The sequence below is a fragment of the Alloyangia pacifica genome, from assembly GCF_020524285.1.
GTDB classification, from domain to species: domain Bacteria; phylum Pseudomonadota; class Alphaproteobacteria; order Rhodobacterales; family Rhodobacteraceae; genus Salipiger; species Salipiger pacificus_B.
Genome location: NZ_JAIVKX010000003.1, coordinates 175,040 through 190,482 on the forward strand (window position 1 = coordinate 175,040; position 15,443 = coordinate 190,482).

Consider the following 15,443-nt stretch of genomic DNA (forward strand, 5'->3'; position numbering starts at 1 on the left):
AGTGAACCATGCGTCCCGCCGCTTGCCAAGTCGTTGGCGACAAGGGCCGGATCAGAGCAGGAAATCGTCCTCGGTCAGCTCTTCGTCGGACTGCACCAGCAGGGTCTGCGCCGCGCCGTCGATGTCGAAGCTGAGGCTGGCGGTGCCGTCCTCCTGGCTCAGCGCCGCCATCAGCGCCTCGCCGTCCGCCCATTGCCCGAGCTGCGTCAGGTCGATGCGGTCGGCCCCGGAGAAATCGGTGATGGAGACGGTGCCCGCCGCCGCGCTGACGCCGAAGGTATCGTCGCCCGCGCCGCCGGTCAGCGTATCGTCGCCGCCGCCGCCCCAGAGCGTGTCATCCCCGTCGCCACCTTCGAGCAGCTCGTCCTCGTCGGTGCCGGTCAGCTCGAGATGCGGCGCGCCGTCCTCGTCCAGCCACCACAGGCTGCCGTCCTGCGAGACGCTCACGTCGCTGATCTCGCCCTGCAGCGCGGTGTCGCCCGATCCGCCGAGCAGGTTGGTGAGCCGCGCGCTGCCGTTCGGCACCACGCCCTCGCCCTCGGCGATCTGCTCCCCGTCCTTCTCGACGTACATGAAGCCGGTCTCGTCGATGCCCACGGTCCAGCTCGCCGTCTCGCCCTCGAACAGCGCATCCTCGGCCACGATGTAGTGGGTGTAGCCGCCCTGGCTGACCGAGAAGACCACGGCATCGCTCGGCCCGAGCTGCCCAAAGGCGATCCGATCCTCCTCCGCCCCGCCGAACTCGAAGACCTGCTGGCCGCGCGCCTCGGTGAGATCGTCAAAGCGCAGCTCCGCAGAGAACTCGAAGGCGCCGCCGATCTGCGGCAGGCTGTCATCGGTCAGCTCGGGCTCGGCGGGATCGCTGGTGTCTTCCGCGTCATCCCCCGCGCCGTCCTCGGGCGCCGCGGGATCGAGGACGGTGGAGCCTGCCTCCGGCGTCCAGACCTGATCCCCCTGCACCAGGCTGACGTCGCTCATCTCGCCCTGCAGCGTGGCCGAGCCCGAGCCGCCGAGCAGGTTCGCCAGCCTCTCGCTGTCCGAAGGTACCAGCCCGTCCCCCTCGGCGATCTGCACCCCGTCCTTCTCGATGTACATTAAGCCGGTCTCATCGACGCCGACGGTCCAGGTCGCGGTCTCGCCCTCGGTGATCGCGTCCTCGGCAACGATCAGCGCGGTGACCCCGTCCTGCACGATCTCGAAGAGCACCGCGTTGCTGGGACCGAGCTGTCCGAAGGTGATCCGGTCCTCGCTCTCCCCGCCGAACTCGAAGACCCGCTGGTCGCGCGCGCCGGAGATGTCGTCGAAGCGCAGCGTCGCCTCGAATTCGAAGGCCCCGTCGATCTGCGGGAGCTCATCCGCGCCGTCAGGGTCGGGGCCCGGGTCCGTGGTCTCGCCAGTGTCCGCCGGATCGGTCGAGTCAGACGAGTCGGTCGGATCAGACGGGTCGCTGGGCTCGGAAGGATCGGAGGTTCCGCCAGTCCCGGTACCGTCATCCACGCCCGTGCCCGCATCTCCGCTCTCGTCCGAGAGCCAGGTGCCGCTCGCCTGGGTGATCGATACGTCCGAGATGTCGCCGACCAATGCCGTCTCGCCGGCGCCACCGAGCAGGTTGCTCAGCCGCTCGCTGTCCGCAGGCACCACGCCGTCGCCCTCGGCGACCTGCACCCCGTCCTTCTCGACGAACATGAAACCGGTTTCGTCGACTCCGACGGTCCAGGTGGCGGTCTCGCCCTCGACAAGGGCATCCTCGGCAACGATGAGCCAGCTCGCCCCGTCCTGCCCGATCTCGAAGAGCACCGCGGTGCTGGGGCCGAGCTGGCCGAAGGTCAGACGGTCCTCGTCCGCGCCGCCGAATTCAAACACCTTCTGACCCTGCGCCGCCGACAGATCATCGAAGCGGATCGTCGCCTCGAACGCAAAGGCCCCGTCGATCTGCGGCAGCTCGCCCGTGGTCTCGACCGGGTCGGCCGGGTCTTCAGGATCGACGGGATCAACCGGATCCACGGGGTCGGTCGGGACATCGGGATCGCTCTCCTCGCTCGCGGCCGGAATGCCCATGGCCTGCAGCTGCGCTGCCGAGGACACCTCGGAGGCCAGCACGCCGACCAGCGTCAGCGCCACGCCGCCGGGGAAGCTCAGCACCGCATCGCCGGTGCCGTCGCCGACCGTGTCGCTCACCGTGACATCAACCACGTCCACCGGGTTGCCCTCGGCATCGGTCAGCCCCGTGACGTCCAGCAGGTCGTTGCCCGCGTAGGTCCCGTCACCAAGCTCGGTCGGCGCCACGAAGCCCTGCACCGCGTCGAGCCCGCCGCCGTCCGACAGCGCCAGCGTGTCGGCCCCGGCGCCGAGGATGATGTGCTCGACCTCGTCGTAGACCAGCGTGCTGGTGCCATCGCTGACGCTGCCGATCTCGGGGTTGATGTCGCCCAGGTCGATGCGCAGTCCGTCGGTGACCAGCGACAGGTCGAGCGTGTCGCCCAGCACCTCGTCGACGCCCTCGGCGTCCACCGTGTCATTGCCGAAATCGTTCTCGATGTGGAAGGTGTCGTCGCCCCAGCCGCCCCAATAGCTGTCGTCGCCGGTGCCGCCCCAGAGCGCGTCGTTGCCATAGGAGCCGCGCATCCAGTCGTTGCCCGCGCCGCCGTGGATCGTGTCGCTGCCCTCGTTGCCCTCGAGCGTGTCGTCGCCGTCGCCGCCGCTGACGTAATCGTCGCCCTCCTGGCCGTAGAGCGAGTCGCTGCCCGCGCCGCCCTCCAGCGAGTCGCCCCCCTCGTTGCCCGAGAGGGAATCGTCGCCCGCGCCGCCGATCACCGTGTCGGCGCCGGTGCCCGCGTGCACCGTGTCGCCGCCGTCGCCGCCGTAGATCAGGTCGTCCCCGGCATAGCCGAGAAGGCTGTCGTCCCCCGCCCCGCCCGAGAGCGTGTCACTGCCGTCGCCGCCGCCCAGCGTGTCCGCGCCCGCGCCGCCGGTGAGCAGGGTGAAATAGCTCCAGTCGGTGCCCGCGCCGAGCTGCGCATCGAAGACCGCCGGCGCCGTGGCGTCACCGATCTGGAAGCTGCCGCCGTCGTAGGTGAGGAAGAGCACGAGGTTGGCCTGGTCGAACTCGACGTCGACGCCGTCGGGCAGCCCCGAGAGATCGAGCGTGTGCCCGGCGGAGCTTTCGGAGATCCCCGCCCAGAAAGCCGGGTCGTTCCAATTCTCCTGCGTCACCGCGTAGACCGTCATCGCACATACCTTGCACCAGTGTTCCCCAACGCCCGGGGACTCGAACCCAGAGGGGAATCAAACACACGGGCGCCGGTCTGCGCCCAGAAGTAAGTCCGGATAGGGACAAGATGCGACAACTTTAAGGCGCCACCCCCGAACAGGGCTCGGCTTGCGCAACAGCAAGCAGGCCTGCGCGAGATTGTCTCGATTTCATCTAAAATTTTGGAGCATCAGGTGGGGCCGTCTACCGCCCGGAGCAGGCCGCCACCAGACACCCGCAAAGGTTCGCCCCAAGTCTTCGCCTAGGCAGAAATATCCCGGGGGAGCCCGAAGGGCGGGGGCAGCGCCCCCTCTTCAATGCAAAAAAGGCGAGGCCCCGCCCCGCCTTGCATCACGGCCGGAAGCTGTGGGCGCTCAGGCCATGCCCTTCTTGCGCTCGAGCATGCCGCGCAGATCCTCGGCCTCGTGCCGGGCCTCGCGCAGACCCTCCATGGCGGCCGAGAGCTCGGCCTCGGTCTGCGCCAGCTGGTTGGTCAGCTCGGCCTCGCGCTGCTGCAGGTAGGTGATCGCCTGGTCGCGGGTCTCCTCGGCCTCGTGCAGCTCGCGGCTCATCTTCTCGAGCTGGTCGACATCGGCCTGAGCGACCCGCTTGAAGCGGTGCACCAGCCAGTTGGCGAACCATCCCATGCAGAAGGCCACGAAGAGGATGACCGCCGTCGCGATCACGAATTCCGTCCGGTTCATTCTTCTGCCCCTTCCATGGCTGTCTCGCCCGTCTCTGCCTCGTCCTGCGCCGCGTCGTCCTGCGCGGCGTCACTATTTTCCGAGGTGCCCGCGTCGCCGGTTGCGCCCGCGTCATCCGCCGTCTCGGCGCCTTCCTGCTCGATCTGTTCGAGCGCCGTCGGCTCTTCCTCGGTCGGCTCCGGACGGACCAGCTTGAATTCGATCCGGCGGTTCGCCTCGCGGCCCTCTTCGGTACTGTTATCCGCAATCGGCATGGTTTCGCCATAGCCTTTCACGCGGTAGCTCGAGGTCAGCACGCGGCGGTTGCGCAGCGCATCGAGCACCGACTGCGCGCGGTCGCGGCTCAGCGCCTCGTTCATCGACTCGCGGCCCTGGCTGTCGGTGTGGCCCTGGATCTCCAGCGGGATGTCGCCGCAGAGCTTCAGCAGCTCGGCCAGCTCGTCCATGATGTCCTTGGCCGAGGCGTCGAGATTGGCCGAGCCCGGCTCGAAGCTGATCTTGCGGTCGCCGATGATCTCGACGATCTGCGCCTCGCATTGCTCGGGGGTGGGGATGCCCAGCTCGGGGTCGAGCTTTTCCTGGTAGGTGACGTCGATCTCGAAGTCGGCGCCATCGCCCAGCTTGTCCGTCAGCAGCCCGGCGATCTCGGCATTGGCATCCTGGTTGCCGGTATTGCCCGAGACCCGCACCAGATCCGGGGTCACCCGCAGCGCGCCGTTGCTCAGGTATCCCAGCGCCTCGAGCCCGGTCAGCACGCGGGCCGACCAGCCGGTCGGCAGCCCCTCGACGACACGCGCGGCGGTATAGACGCTTTCCGAGCCGAAGAGCGCCTTGGCCAGGCTGTCCGCGGTCTCGCGCGCGAGGTCGGAGTTGATCCGGCCGCGCAGCTGCACCGAGCCCTCGGGCGAGAGCGTGGCGGTGAACTCCGGCGGGCCCTGATCGCTGTCCTGCGGTGCCTCCGGCAGCGTGGCATGCAGCGCGAAGACCTGCGGCAGCGCGGCTTCGAGCTCGCCCACCACCCGGTCGAAGAGCCCCTGGTCGGTGCCTTCGGGCGCCACCAGCGAAACATCGGCGTTGGAGAAGGTCACCGCGCCGCCGCCCAGGTCCTGCACCGCCGCGATCGCCATGGCCCCGGCCTCGCCCCAGCGGCGCGACGGCACGCCGAGCCCGAGGCGGCAGTTGGCGTTGCCTTCGAAGCCCGCGTTGGCCGCAGCCTCGAGAATACGCTTCCGCGCCGCCTCGGTGTCGGCAGAGCAGGCGTCGAAGCGCAGCCCCTCCTCGTCCATCAGGAAGCGCAGGGTGAAGGGCGAGATCACCGGGCGCGGCGCCGAGAGGTCCAGCGTCAGCTCGATGCCGTTCGGGGCCCGGCGTCGCAGGCTGCGCTCGAGCTCGCGCCGCGAGGCCTCGCTGTCGGTCATCGCCTTGATGTGCACGCGGCCCGCCGAGACCGAGATCTTCGAGCGCGGCAGATCCTCGAGCGCCCGACCGGCAAAATCGACGGCGGCGTTCCAGCCCGCAGGACGCGGGAAATCGGCCTCTTCCAACAGGTCCGCGACCTGCTGGTCGCCCTGTGTCATCTCGGACAAAACGCCGAGCAGCCGCTCGCGGTCGGTCTCTCCGGGAACCAGCCCGATGATCGAGATGCCGGACTCGTTGCGCAGGATCTCCATCGAGAAGCGCGGGGCCTCGATCGCCTCGGCGTCGGCGACCAGCATCTGGTCGATCACCCGCGCGGAATCCACCACCGAGCCGGCCACGGTCATCGCGCGGAATCGCGCCGCCTCGTCGGGGGCGGTGCCGATCAGGAAGACCTGCAAGCCGTTCACGTCGACCTCGGCCCAGCTCTGCCCATCGCGGGTCAGCGCGTCGGCGACATCCTGCCGCGAGGCTTTTTCGACCATCTGCATAGAGAAGACGGCGGTGCCGACGCAGAGCGCGGCGGCGGCAGCAAAGGCGGTGGCCGGAAGGAGATAGCCGGAAAGGCGCATCAATGCGTCCCTTTCTTGATCATATTTTCATCTCTGATACGCCCGCCCTCGGGTCGGCGCAATCACGCCAACAGGGCGACGGCGAAAAACAGCACGGGCAGCAGACCGGCATCGCGATTGGCCCGGAACAGCTTCAGCAATACGCCATTGTCGTTCACGTCGAGTTTGCGCATCTGCCACATCATGTGCCAGCCAAAGGCCCAAGGTCCGGCGATCAGGATCACCAGTTGCAGGATCTCGCCGCGCGGCGCGGCCAGCACCACCGCGAGCCCCATCAGCGCGACCGAGATCACCAGGAAGCGGGCCAGCATCGCCGGCGTCCGGTCGTCGCCGAACAGGCGCGCGGTGGATTTCACCCCGATCAGCGCGTCGTCTTCCTTGTCCTGGTGGGCGTAGATCGTGTCGTAGAACAGCGTCCAGGCCATGCCCGAGAAATACAGCGCCACGGCGGGCCAGCCGAGACTGCCGCTATGCGCCGTCCAGGCCAGCAGCGCGCCCCAGTTGAAGGCGATGCCGAGGAAGACCTGCGGCCACCAGGTGAAGCGCTTGGCAAAGGGGTAGATCGCCACCGGGCCCAGGGCCACGACGCCCATCAGGATCGCCATCGGCGGGAAGGTCAGCAGGATCGCAAAGGAGATCAGGCACTGGATGATCGCCCAGGCCAGCGCCTGCTTCACGCTCACCTGCCCCGAGGGGATCGGGCGCGAGGCGGTGCGCGCCACCGAACCGTCGAAGTCGCGGTCGGTGATGTCGTTCCAGGTGCAGCCGGCGCCGCGCATCAGGCAGGCACCGATGCCGCAGCCGACGAAGATCCACAGGTCGAACCAGCGCGCCTGCCCGTCCGCCACCATCGACAGCAGCAGACCCCACCAGCAGGGCAGCAGCAGCAGCCACGTGCCGATCGGCCGGTCGGCGCGCGAGAGGCGCAGGTAGGGGCGGCTCCAGGCCGGGGCATGGTGATCCACCCAGTTGCCGCGGACGGCGTCGGAAACCTGTCCTTCGGGATCTGGCGCTGCGCCGGGATGGGTCATATGGTCCGCCTCATGACTGCTAAGGTACGCCTGTATGTAGACGACCCGCTGGGCGCGGGACAACCGGTCGCTCTCGAGAGGGAGCAGGCCCACTATCTCTTTTCCGTGATGCGGCTGCCGGTCGGCGCGCCGGTCGCCCTGTTCAACGGGCGCGACGGCGAATGGCTTTCCGAGGTCTCCGAGGCCGGCAAGAAGGGGGGCACGCTCACCTGCGTCGCGCAGACCCGCCCGCAGGGCACGCCGCCCGATCTCTGGCTGCTCTTCGCGCCGATCAAGAAGGCGCGCACCGATTTCATCGTCGAGAAGGCGGTGGAGCTGGGCGTGCGGCGCATCGTGCCGGTGCAGACCGCCTTCACCAACTCCGAGCGCATCCGGCAGGACCGGCTGCAGGCCCATGCGGTCGAAGCCGCCGAACAATGCGGCGCCACCTTCGTGCCCGAAGTCGCCGAGTTGCAGAAGCTAGAGCGCCTGCTGGCAGAATGGGACACCCGCCGCCTGCTGTTCTGCGACGAGGCCTCCGCCGGGGGTGGCACCGACTATGCCGCCGCGCTGTCCGGGGAGCCCGCACCCTGGGCCGTTCTGATCGGCCCCGAGGGCGGCTTCTCCGAGCAGGAACGCAGCAAGCTGCACGGCATGGAGCAGTCCACGGCCATCGCCCTCGGCCCACGCATCCTGCGCGCCGACACGGCGGCAGTTTCGGCGCTGACCCTCTGGCAGGCGCATTGCGGGGACTGGGCGTGATCCGCCGCGTTCTGCCCGGCGATGCGGCGGCGCTCGAGGCCTTCCTGTCGCAGCACGCCGAGACCTCGATGTTCCTGCGCGGCAATATCGCGATCGCCGGATTGGGCGACAGCACGCATCCCTATGCCACCACCGTTCACATCTGGCCCGAGACCGGCCCGATCCGCGCCGCCTTCGGCCGCACCACCAAAGGCGACGTCATGTGCCAGGCGCCGGACGCGCCGACGGAGGTGTTCCGCGCCTATGCCGCAGAGATCGCCGACCTGCCCGTCGCCGCGGTCACCGGTGCGCCGGAGGCCTCCGCCGCGCTGCTCAAGGCCATGGGCCTCGGCCCGGGGGCCTTTCGTCTCAACCACGTCGAACCGCTTTACCGGCTCGACCTCGCGACGCTCGCGCCCAGTTCCGAGACGCTGCGCCGCCCGGAGCCCCGAGACGTCGACCTGCTTGCCGAGTGGTTCTTCGACTACGGCGTCGACACCGGCATCGGCGGCAGCGGCGAGGCCGGACGCGATGCCGCGCACGCGCGCGCCGCGCAGAGCCTCACCCGCCCCGCGCTGCGCCTGATGATCGAGGACGGCACCGCCGTCGCCATGAGCGACTTCAACGCCGAGGTCGCCGATATCGTCCAGCTCGGCGGCGTCTTCGTGCCGCGCGCATTGCGCAACGGCGCGCGGGCCCGGCGCGTGGTCCACGCCCAGCTCTGCGAAGCGCGCGCGCGCGGCATCCGCACCGCCGTGCTCTTCGCCAACAACCCGGCTGCGGCGCGCGCCTACGAGGCCATCGGATTCACGCACATCGGCGGCTACCGTGTCGCGATCCCGCACAGCCCGCAGGCAGCGAGGGCCGAGGCATGAGCTTTCTGCGTCCCGAGGCCAAGGCGACCCTGATCCGCTGGCGCGAGGTTCTGGCGGGCGTCGGAACCATGGCGCTCGGCCTCTACTGGGCGCTGTTCACCGGCGGGCTGCTGGGGCTGATCGGCTGGGCCGTGGCGCTGGCCGGTGCGGCGCTGACCTTCGCCGGGGTGCAGCGCGCGCGCTTCCGCACCGGCACCGGCGGGCCGGGCATGGTGCAGGTCGTGGAAGGGCGGATCAGCTATTTCGGCCCGCTCACCGGCGGGTTCGCCGATTTCTCCAGCCTCACCGCCCTCACCCTCGATCCGACCGCGAGGCCGCCGCACTGGCTGCTGCGCAGCGAGGACGGCACGACGCTGGCGATCCCGCTCAACGCGGAAGGCTCGGACCAGCTCTTCGACGTCTTTGCGCAATTGCCGGGGCTGCAGACCGAGCGGATGCTCTCGAAGATGCAGGCGGGCGGCTCCGCACCGGTGCTCATCTGGCAGCGCGCCAGCGCACAAAACCACGTCCTCCGTCTGCATTGACAAGGGCTTCGGTTCCGCCCATCCCTGACGCTCGACACCCAAGGCGATCAAGATCGGAGCCCAGCTATGTCCATCCCTCAATCCGGCGGCGGGCCGATCGAGCATCACGCGCAGCTTGGCGAGTACCTCGAAGACGGCATCAAGCCCAAGGACGACTGGCGCATCGGCACCGAACACGAGAAGTTCGGCTACCTGACCGACACCCATGAGCCCCTTCCCTACGACGGGCCGCGCTCGATCCGCGCGGTGCTGGAAGGGCTGCGCGACCGCCACGGCTGGGCCGAGGTCAACGAGGGCGGCAATCTCATCGGACTGACCAAGGACGGCGCGAACGTCTCGCTCGAGCCCGGCGGCGCGCTGGAACTGTCCGGCGCCCCGCTCGAGACCATCCACCAGACCTGCGACGAGGTGAACGAGCACCTGCGCGAGGTAAAGGGCATCGCCGACGAGATCGGCGTGGGCTTCATCGGCCTTGGTGCCGCGCCCGAGTGGACGCACGAGGAAATGCCCCTCATGCCCAAGGGCCGCTACAAGCTGATGGACGCCTACATGGGCAAGGTCGGCACCACCGGCACCACGATGATGCGGCGCACCTGCACGGTGCAGGTGAACCTCGACTTCGGCTCCGAGCTGGACATGATCAAGAAGATGCGCGTGGCGCTGGCGCTGCAGCCGGTGGCCACCGCGCTCTTTGCCAACTCGCCCTTCCTCGAGGGCAAGCCGAACGGCATGAAGAGCTACCGCTCCTACGTCTGGCGTCACCTCGATGACGCGCGCACCGGCATGCTGCCCTTCGTCTTCGACGAGGGCTTCGGCTTCGAGAGCTACGTGGAATACGCGCTCGATGTGCCGATGTACTTCGTCTACCGCGACGGCAAGTACATCGACGCGCTCGGCCAGTCCTTCCGCGACTTCATGGCGGGCCGCCTGCCCGCCCTGCCGGGCGAGAAGCCGACGCTCTCGGATTGGGCCGACCACCTGACCACGCTGTTCCCCGAGGCGCGGATGAAGAAGTTCATCGAGATGCGCGGCGCCGATGGCGGCCCGTGGCGCCGGCTCTGCGCTCTGCCCGCCTTCTGGGTCGGGCTGACCTACGACCAGGGCGCGCTCGACGCCGCTTGGGACCTGGTGAAGGGCTGGGACGCCGAGACCCGCCAGGGTCTGCGCGTCGCCGCCTCCGAGCAGGCGCTGCAGGCCGAGGTGGGCGGCATCCGCATGCACGACCTCGCGGCGCAGGTGCTGGAGATCGCCGAGGCAGGCCTCAAGTCGCGCGCCCGGCCCGGCGCCGGCGGGCTGCTGCCCGACGAGACGCATTTCCTGAACGCGCTGAAGGAAAGCGTCGAGAGCGGCACCGTGCAGGCCGACGAGATGCTGGCGCACTACGAGGGCGACTGGGGCGGCGACCTGTCGAAGATCTACGGCGCCTACAGCTACTGACGTTCCGCCACGACCAGAAAATCAAACCGCCCGGTCCGACGACCGGGCGGTTTGCGTTTGCGCCCTGCGCCTGGCGACCTCTCACGCTGCTGCGGAGGGCTGTGGCGCACAACGCTGCGCCAAGACGACGGCTGACAAGAGCCTGCCCTGCGACTAGCGACACGGGTGCGGCGTCGGCAATAGCAGTGTCGGCGATTTTTGAAGGGGAATGCGGGGGCGGTGCTGCAGCTTCAAGTTCCTCGACGCCACGCACTGGGTGGGGGCTGAAACGGCGTGGCGCCGAGGGAAGCCATATGCAGCTACATCTCAAGTTATCCTCCGGAAATCGGGCGAGACTAAGGAACGCCTGCGGCCTTCGTGCAGCAGGCCAGGTGGATTTTCACGGATCGGCAAGGGGCCGCTCAAAAGCCCGCCGGAGCAGCAGGAAATCGCCCACAAAGAGGCCTGTCCGTCTAGCCGCAAGATTTTTCGGGATTTCTGCCGCGAGCGACCAAGCGCCTCCCGCGCCCATCGCGTGACGCACCTGCGCAATGGCGCGGGGAGTCCCACGCCGACGCGCCTCTCTCTTGCATGAAGACAATGGCGGGAATTCGGACCCAATAAGACCCCACTAAGGCGCGGTCTGCGAGAATGCCGCCCGGATGTCTCCCTGGCACCCTTGCACCCTTGCACCCTTGCACCCTTGCACCCTTGCACCCAGGATAGCACCCGCCGCCTCTGCGACGAGCGCGCGGCCGAATGGAGAGCTCTGGCCCGCGTTCTCCGAATCGCGCCTCTGCCCCCGCACCGCCCGGCGGCACGATCAGCGCAGCCTGTCGGACCCGCCGGAACCCTCCGCTGCGCACTCAGGCTCGCGCGCCACCGCGATCTCAAGGATATTTTCGCCGGCGTCGCGGCGATAGCTCACCTCCGAGGCGAGCCGCCGGATCAGGTACCAACCGAAGCCGCCCTCCGGCAGATCGCCATCGTGCCCCAGAGGTTTCAGCCTCCCCTCGGGCAGGACAAGACCCGGCATGGGCGCCCCACGATCGCGGAGCTGCAGGCAGATCGCGCCGGGCAGCTCCAGCAGCCGGACCTGGATGCGCCCCGCACCCTGCCCCGCGTAGGCGTGTTCGACGATATTGTTCAATGCCTCGGCCAGAACCAGTTCCACGATCCCCCTGAACTGCGGGCCATATCCGCCGCGAACGAGCGCCTCCGTCGCCCGGACGAGGGCCCGGCGCACGTCCATCGGTGAGCTGCCGATCTCCAGAGTCATCTCGGGGCATAGCGGGTGCTGGTTATCGCTCCTCTTTGCGGAACTGAGAGCCATCGCCGCCATCCCTGATCAGTGGCCCGGCGCATCCGAGCCGAAGCGGAGCGCCGGCTCGGACAGCGCCGAGGCCTCCGCCGCGGCCAAGGTCGGGAAGAGGACAAAGATCGTTTCCATCCGGGTGAGCCGGAAGAGCTTGTCCACCATTGGCGTCAGCCCAGCGAGGTCCAGCTGCTGGCCGGGCGCCATAGACTTCTTCACTGCAACGATCGCACCGAGACCGCTGGAATCGATGAACTCCACCGCCGAAAGATCGAGGATCACCCTGCGCGCCTCCGGCAACAGCGCCGCGCGCATGGCATCCTTGAACTGGATCGCCGCCGCTGCGTCGATGCGTGGCGCACCGACGGTGATCACCTGCGGCTCCGTTCCCCGGCACGTCAGTTTCATGTGTGCTACCTCTGACAGGTGTCTTTCCCGAGCCGTGTCTTTCCCCGAACCGTGTCTTTCGCCGAACCGCGTCTTCCACGAACCGCGACAGTCCCCGAAAGGCGACCGACCCCGGAAAGACCCCGGAAAGGCGTCCGCGCTCAGACGGGCCCCGGACCAGCGCCAACGGCACGCGGAGCGCCCCTGTGCATTGCCCAAGCCCCGACAAGCGCCCATATTCTCGGCAAGCTAGACGGCAATCCTTACCATTCGGTATTCAGGTGCCGTATCCGTGGGAGGAGAGAGCATGCAGGATGTGGTGATAACCGGTGCCGCGCGCACCGCGATGGGAGGGTTCCAGGGGATGCTGTCCGGGCTCGGCGCCGCCGAGCTTGGCGGCGCGGCGATCCGCGCGGCCCTGTCCGAGGCCGGACGCCCGGCGGTCGACGAGCTGCTGATGGGCTGCGTGCTGCCCGCCGGACAGGGCCAGGCCCCGGCCCGGCAGGCCGGCTTCAAGGCCGGGCTCGGCGAGGAGGTCCCGGCTACCACGCTCAACAAGATGTGCGGCTCGGGCATGAAGGCGGCGATGATGGCCTGGGACCGGCTGGCGCTCGGCCAGGCCGAGGTGATGGTCGCGGGCGGCATGGAGAGCATGACCAACGCGCCCTACCTGCTGCCGAAGATGCGCGGCGGCGCGCGGCTCGGCCACGGCGAGGTGGTCGACCACATGTTCCTCGACGGGCTCGAGGACGCCTACGACAGGGGGCGCCTGATGGGCACCTTCGCCGAGGACTGCGCCGAGGCCTTCCAGTTCACCCGCGAGGCGCAGGACCACTACGCGCTGGCCTCGCTCTCGAACGCGCTCGACGCCGAGCGCAGCGGCGCCTTCGAGACCGAGATCGCCCCGGTCACCGTGCACGCCCGCACCGGCGAGGAGGTGATCACCCGCGACGAGCAGCCCGCCCGTGCCCGGCCCGAGAAGATCCCGCACCTGAAACCGGCCTTCCGGCCCGGCGGCACGGTGACGGCGGCCAACTCCAGCTCGATCTCCGACGGTGCCGCGGCGCTGGTGCTGACCACCCTCGCCAACGTGGAAAGGACCGGCGCCCTGCCCCGCGCCCGCATCCTCGGCCACGCCAGCCACGCCCAGGCCCCCGGGCTCTTTCCCACCGCGCCGATTCCCGCCGCCCGCAAGCTGCTCGAGCGCATCGGCTGGAAGCTCTCGGACGTGGACCTCTGGGAGGTGAACGAGGCCTTCGCCGTGGTGCCCATGGCCTTCATGAAGGAGATGGGCCTGCCGCGCGACGTGGTGAACGTGAACGGCGGCGCCTGCGCGCTCGGCCACCCGATCGGCGCCTCGGGCGCGCGGATCATGGTCACCCTGCTGAACGCGCTGGAAACCCGCGGCCTGAAGCGCGGCGTGGCGGCGATCTGCATCGGCGGCGGCGAGGGCACCACCATCGCCATCGAACGGCTCTGAGCGATCCCGGGCGGCTCTGGGCCGCCTGCCAGCGCCCCACCGCCCCGCCCTGCGGCCTCCTACCGCGCCGCCCTGCGGCGGTGCAGCCCCTTGCGGCCAGCACCGCCGCCTGCCATGAGCACGCCCCATGAGCGCTGATTACAATCCTCCGCAGGGCGAGATCCCGATCCTGCACGCGGACCACGAGATCCTCGTGGTCGACAAGCCCGCCGGGCTGCTCTCGGTGCCCGGCAAGGGCCCGGAGCTGGCCGACTGCCTGATCGAGCGCCTCAAGCAGGCCTTCCCGCAGGTGCTGCTGGTGCACCGGCTCGACCGCGACACCTCGGGCGTCATGGTCTTTGCCCTGACGCCGCACGCGCAGCGCCACATCGGCCAGCAGTTCGAGCACCGCCGCACCAAGAAGACCTACCTCGCCCGGGTCGCCGGAAAGCTCGAGCCGAAGAATGGCCATATCGACCTGCCGCTGATCGTCGACTGGCCGAACCGGCCCAAGCAGATGGTCTGCCACGAGACCGGCAAGCCGGCGCAGACCGACTGGCGGGTGATCAAGGCCAGCGAGGAGGAAAGCCGGGTGCACCTCATGCCGCTCACCGGCCGCAGCCACCAGTTGCGGGTGCACATGCTGGCGCAGGGTCACCCGATTCTCGGCGACCCCTTCTACGCGCCCGAAACCGCGGCGAACTACCCGCGCATGATGCTGCACGCCGAGGAACTGCGCCTGCGCCACCCCGACGGTGGCCTCGGCCACAAGTTCCGCGCCCCCGCCCCCTTCTGAGGACAGAGCGCGGCGTCGGTCGTTTCTGCGTCATCGTCTCTTCCAGGTGAAAAAATCCCCGCCGGATGCGCAGGCCGCGCTGCCGCGGAACGGGATCACTCGGCCGCCAGGCGCTGCTCTCGGTGGCCGATGGCGGCAACCTCGGCGATCACCCCGCGCAGCAGCTTCCGGAAGGCGTGGAAATTGCCGTTCGGCCGGATCGCCGCCTCGTCCATGTAGAGCGCCCGGTCGATCTCGATCTGGATCGCGTGCTGACGCCGCGAGGGGCGGCCGTAGTGCATCGTCGTGAAGGCCCCGGCAAAGGGCGCATTGCGCGCCACCACCAGCCCGGCCCGGGTGAAGGCCTGCTCCACCAGCTCGACGATCTCCGGCGCCGCAGCGGCGCCGAAACGGTCTCCCAGCACGATCTGCGGCCGCGCGCCGCCCTTGCGCAGCACGCTCTCCACCGCCTCGTGCGGCATCGAGTGGCAGTCGATCAGGATCGATTCCCCGAACTGCCCCTTGGCCGCGTCGAGCAGCGCCTGCAGCCGGCTGTGATAGGGCTTCCAGTAAAGTCCGATTCGCCGCTCTGCCTCGGCGAGGGGCAGCTTGCCGCTGTAGATCGCGCGCCCGTTGGCCACGACCCGCGGCACCACCCCGAGCCCGCTGGCCACGCGCGGGTTGTGCCCGGTGCGGCGCACCCCTTCGATCAACGCCGGATCGAGCTCGTCCGAGGCGCGATTCAGGTCGAGGAAGGCGCGCGGCGCCCCGGCCCGCAAAAGCGGCGCGCCGAATTGCGGTGCACAATCAAAAAGCCGGTCGACGAAGGCGTCCTCGGACGATCGAATCAAGGTCTCGTCGAGAATCGTGCCGCGCAGGAAGCTCCACGGATAGTCGCGCCCCGAGTGTGGAGAGGCGAAAACCACCGCCGAACTGGGCGTTTCAGGCAGATCGAGGTGATACGCGACTTTGGGCATACGGGCTCCTTGCAGAAACACG

The 15,443-nt window shown here is 69.1% G+C and carries 13 protein-coding genes; 6 read left to right on the forward strand and 7 right to left on the reverse strand.

Going from position 1 to position 15,443, the window contains the following annotated elements; genetic code table 11:
* Positions 1 to 51: 51 nt before the first annotated feature.
* The 4 genes from LC039_RS04950 to ubiA all read right to left on the reverse strand — a co-directional run bounded on the left by LC039_RS04950 (position 52) and on the right by ubiA (position 6,973).
* Positions 52 to 3,228, reverse strand: coding sequence for a calcium-binding protein (locus tag LC039_RS04950; protein WP_226621952.1), 3,177 nt, complete (start codon positions 3,226 to 3,228; stop codon positions 52 to 54).
* A 396-nt stretch (positions 3,229 to 3,624) separates the two neighbouring features.
* Positions 3,625 to 3,954, reverse strand: a complete 330-nt coding sequence (locus tag LC039_RS04955) for a hypothetical protein (RefSeq protein ID WP_226621953.1) — start codon at positions 3,952 to 3,954, stop codon at positions 3,625 to 3,627.
* On the reverse strand, positions 3,951 to 5,942 hold the full coding sequence (locus LC039_RS04960; RefSeq protein WP_226621954.1) for an OmpA family protein: 1,992 nt from the start codon (positions 5,940 to 5,942) through the stop codon (positions 3,951 to 3,953). Before LC039_RS04960 ends, LC039_RS04955 begins: the two co-directional genes overlap by 4 nt.
* A gap of 62 nt (positions 5,943 to 6,004) precedes the next feature.
* Complete coding sequence (ubiA, locus tag LC039_RS04965; protein WP_226621955.1) at positions 6,005 to 6,973, reverse strand: 4-hydroxybenzoate octaprenyltransferase; 969 nt, start codon at positions 6,971 to 6,973, stop codon at positions 6,005 to 6,007.
* A gap of 12 nt (positions 6,974 to 6,985) precedes the next feature.
* Here ubiA and LC039_RS04970 point away from each other — a divergent pair, with 12 nt between their 5' ends.
* The 4 genes from LC039_RS04970 (at position 6,986) to LC039_RS04985 (ending at position 10,529) form a co-directional block, all read left to right on the forward strand.
* Positions 6,986 to 7,714, forward strand: coding sequence for a 16S rRNA (uracil(1498)-N(3))-methyltransferase (locus LC039_RS04970; protein ID WP_226621956.1), 729 nt, complete (start codon positions 6,986 to 6,988; stop codon positions 7,712 to 7,714).
* The gene (locus LC039_RS04975) at positions 7,711 to 8,568 is read left to right on the forward strand and encodes a GNAT family N-acetyltransferase (RefSeq protein WP_226621957.1); all 858 of its coding nucleotides are present in this window, start codon (positions 7,711 to 7,713) and stop codon (positions 8,566 to 8,568) included. The genes LC039_RS04970 and LC039_RS04975 overlap by 4 nt, the downstream gene beginning before the upstream one ends.
* Positions 8,565 to 9,092 carry a hypothetical protein gene (locus LC039_RS04980; protein ID WP_226621958.1) on the forward strand — a complete coding sequence of 176 codons (528 nt, stop codon included), beginning with the start codon at positions 8,565 to 8,567 and terminating at the stop codon, positions 9,090 to 9,092. The genes LC039_RS04975 and LC039_RS04980 overlap by 4 nt, the downstream gene beginning before the upstream one ends.
* Before the next feature lie 66 nt (positions 9,093 to 9,158).
* A complete protein-coding gene (locus LC039_RS04985) occupies positions 9,159 to 10,529 on the forward strand; it encodes a glutamate--cysteine ligase (RefSeq protein ID WP_226621959.1) in 1,371 nt (456 codons plus the stop codon).
* Positions 10,530 to 11,331: 802 nt separating this feature from the next.
* On the opposite strand, the gene LC039_RS04990 is transcribed toward LC039_RS04985, so the two are convergent.
* Both LC039_RS04990 and LC039_RS04995 read right to left on the reverse strand, forming a co-directional pair.
* A complete protein-coding gene (locus LC039_RS04990) occupies positions 11,332 to 11,787 on the reverse strand; it encodes an ATP-binding protein (protein ID WP_226621960.1) in 456 nt (151 codons plus the stop codon).
* A 69-nt stretch (positions 11,788 to 11,856) separates the two neighbouring features.
* Positions 11,857 to 12,231 carry an STAS domain-containing protein gene (locus LC039_RS04995; protein WP_226621961.1) on the reverse strand — a complete coding sequence of 125 codons (375 nt, stop codon included), beginning with the start codon at positions 12,229 to 12,231 and terminating at the stop codon, positions 11,857 to 11,859.
* A gap of 286 nt (positions 12,232 to 12,517) precedes the next feature.
* Here LC039_RS04995 and LC039_RS05000 point away from each other — a divergent pair, with 286 nt between their 5' ends.
* Entirely contained in the window at positions 12,518 to 13,690 is a 1,173-nt protein-coding gene (locus LC039_RS05000) for an acetyl-CoA C-acyltransferase (protein WP_226621962.1), read from the forward strand.
* 127 nt (positions 13,691 to 13,817) lie between these two features.
* Positions 13,818 to 14,465 carry an RluA family pseudouridine synthase gene (locus tag LC039_RS05005; protein WP_226621963.1) on the forward strand — a complete coding sequence of 216 codons (648 nt, stop codon included), beginning with the start codon at positions 13,818 to 13,820 and terminating at the stop codon, positions 14,463 to 14,465.
* A 95-nt stretch (positions 14,466 to 14,560) separates the two neighbouring features.
* Here the strand turns inward: LC039_RS05005 and LC039_RS05010 are convergent, their stop codons facing one another.
* Positions 14,561 to 15,421 (reverse strand): N-formylglutamate amidohydrolase, encoded by an 861-nt coding sequence (locus tag LC039_RS05010; protein ID WP_226621964.1) that lies wholly within the window; start codon positions 15,419 to 15,421, stop codon positions 14,561 to 14,563.
* Positions 15,422 to 15,443 lie beyond the last annotated feature (22 nt).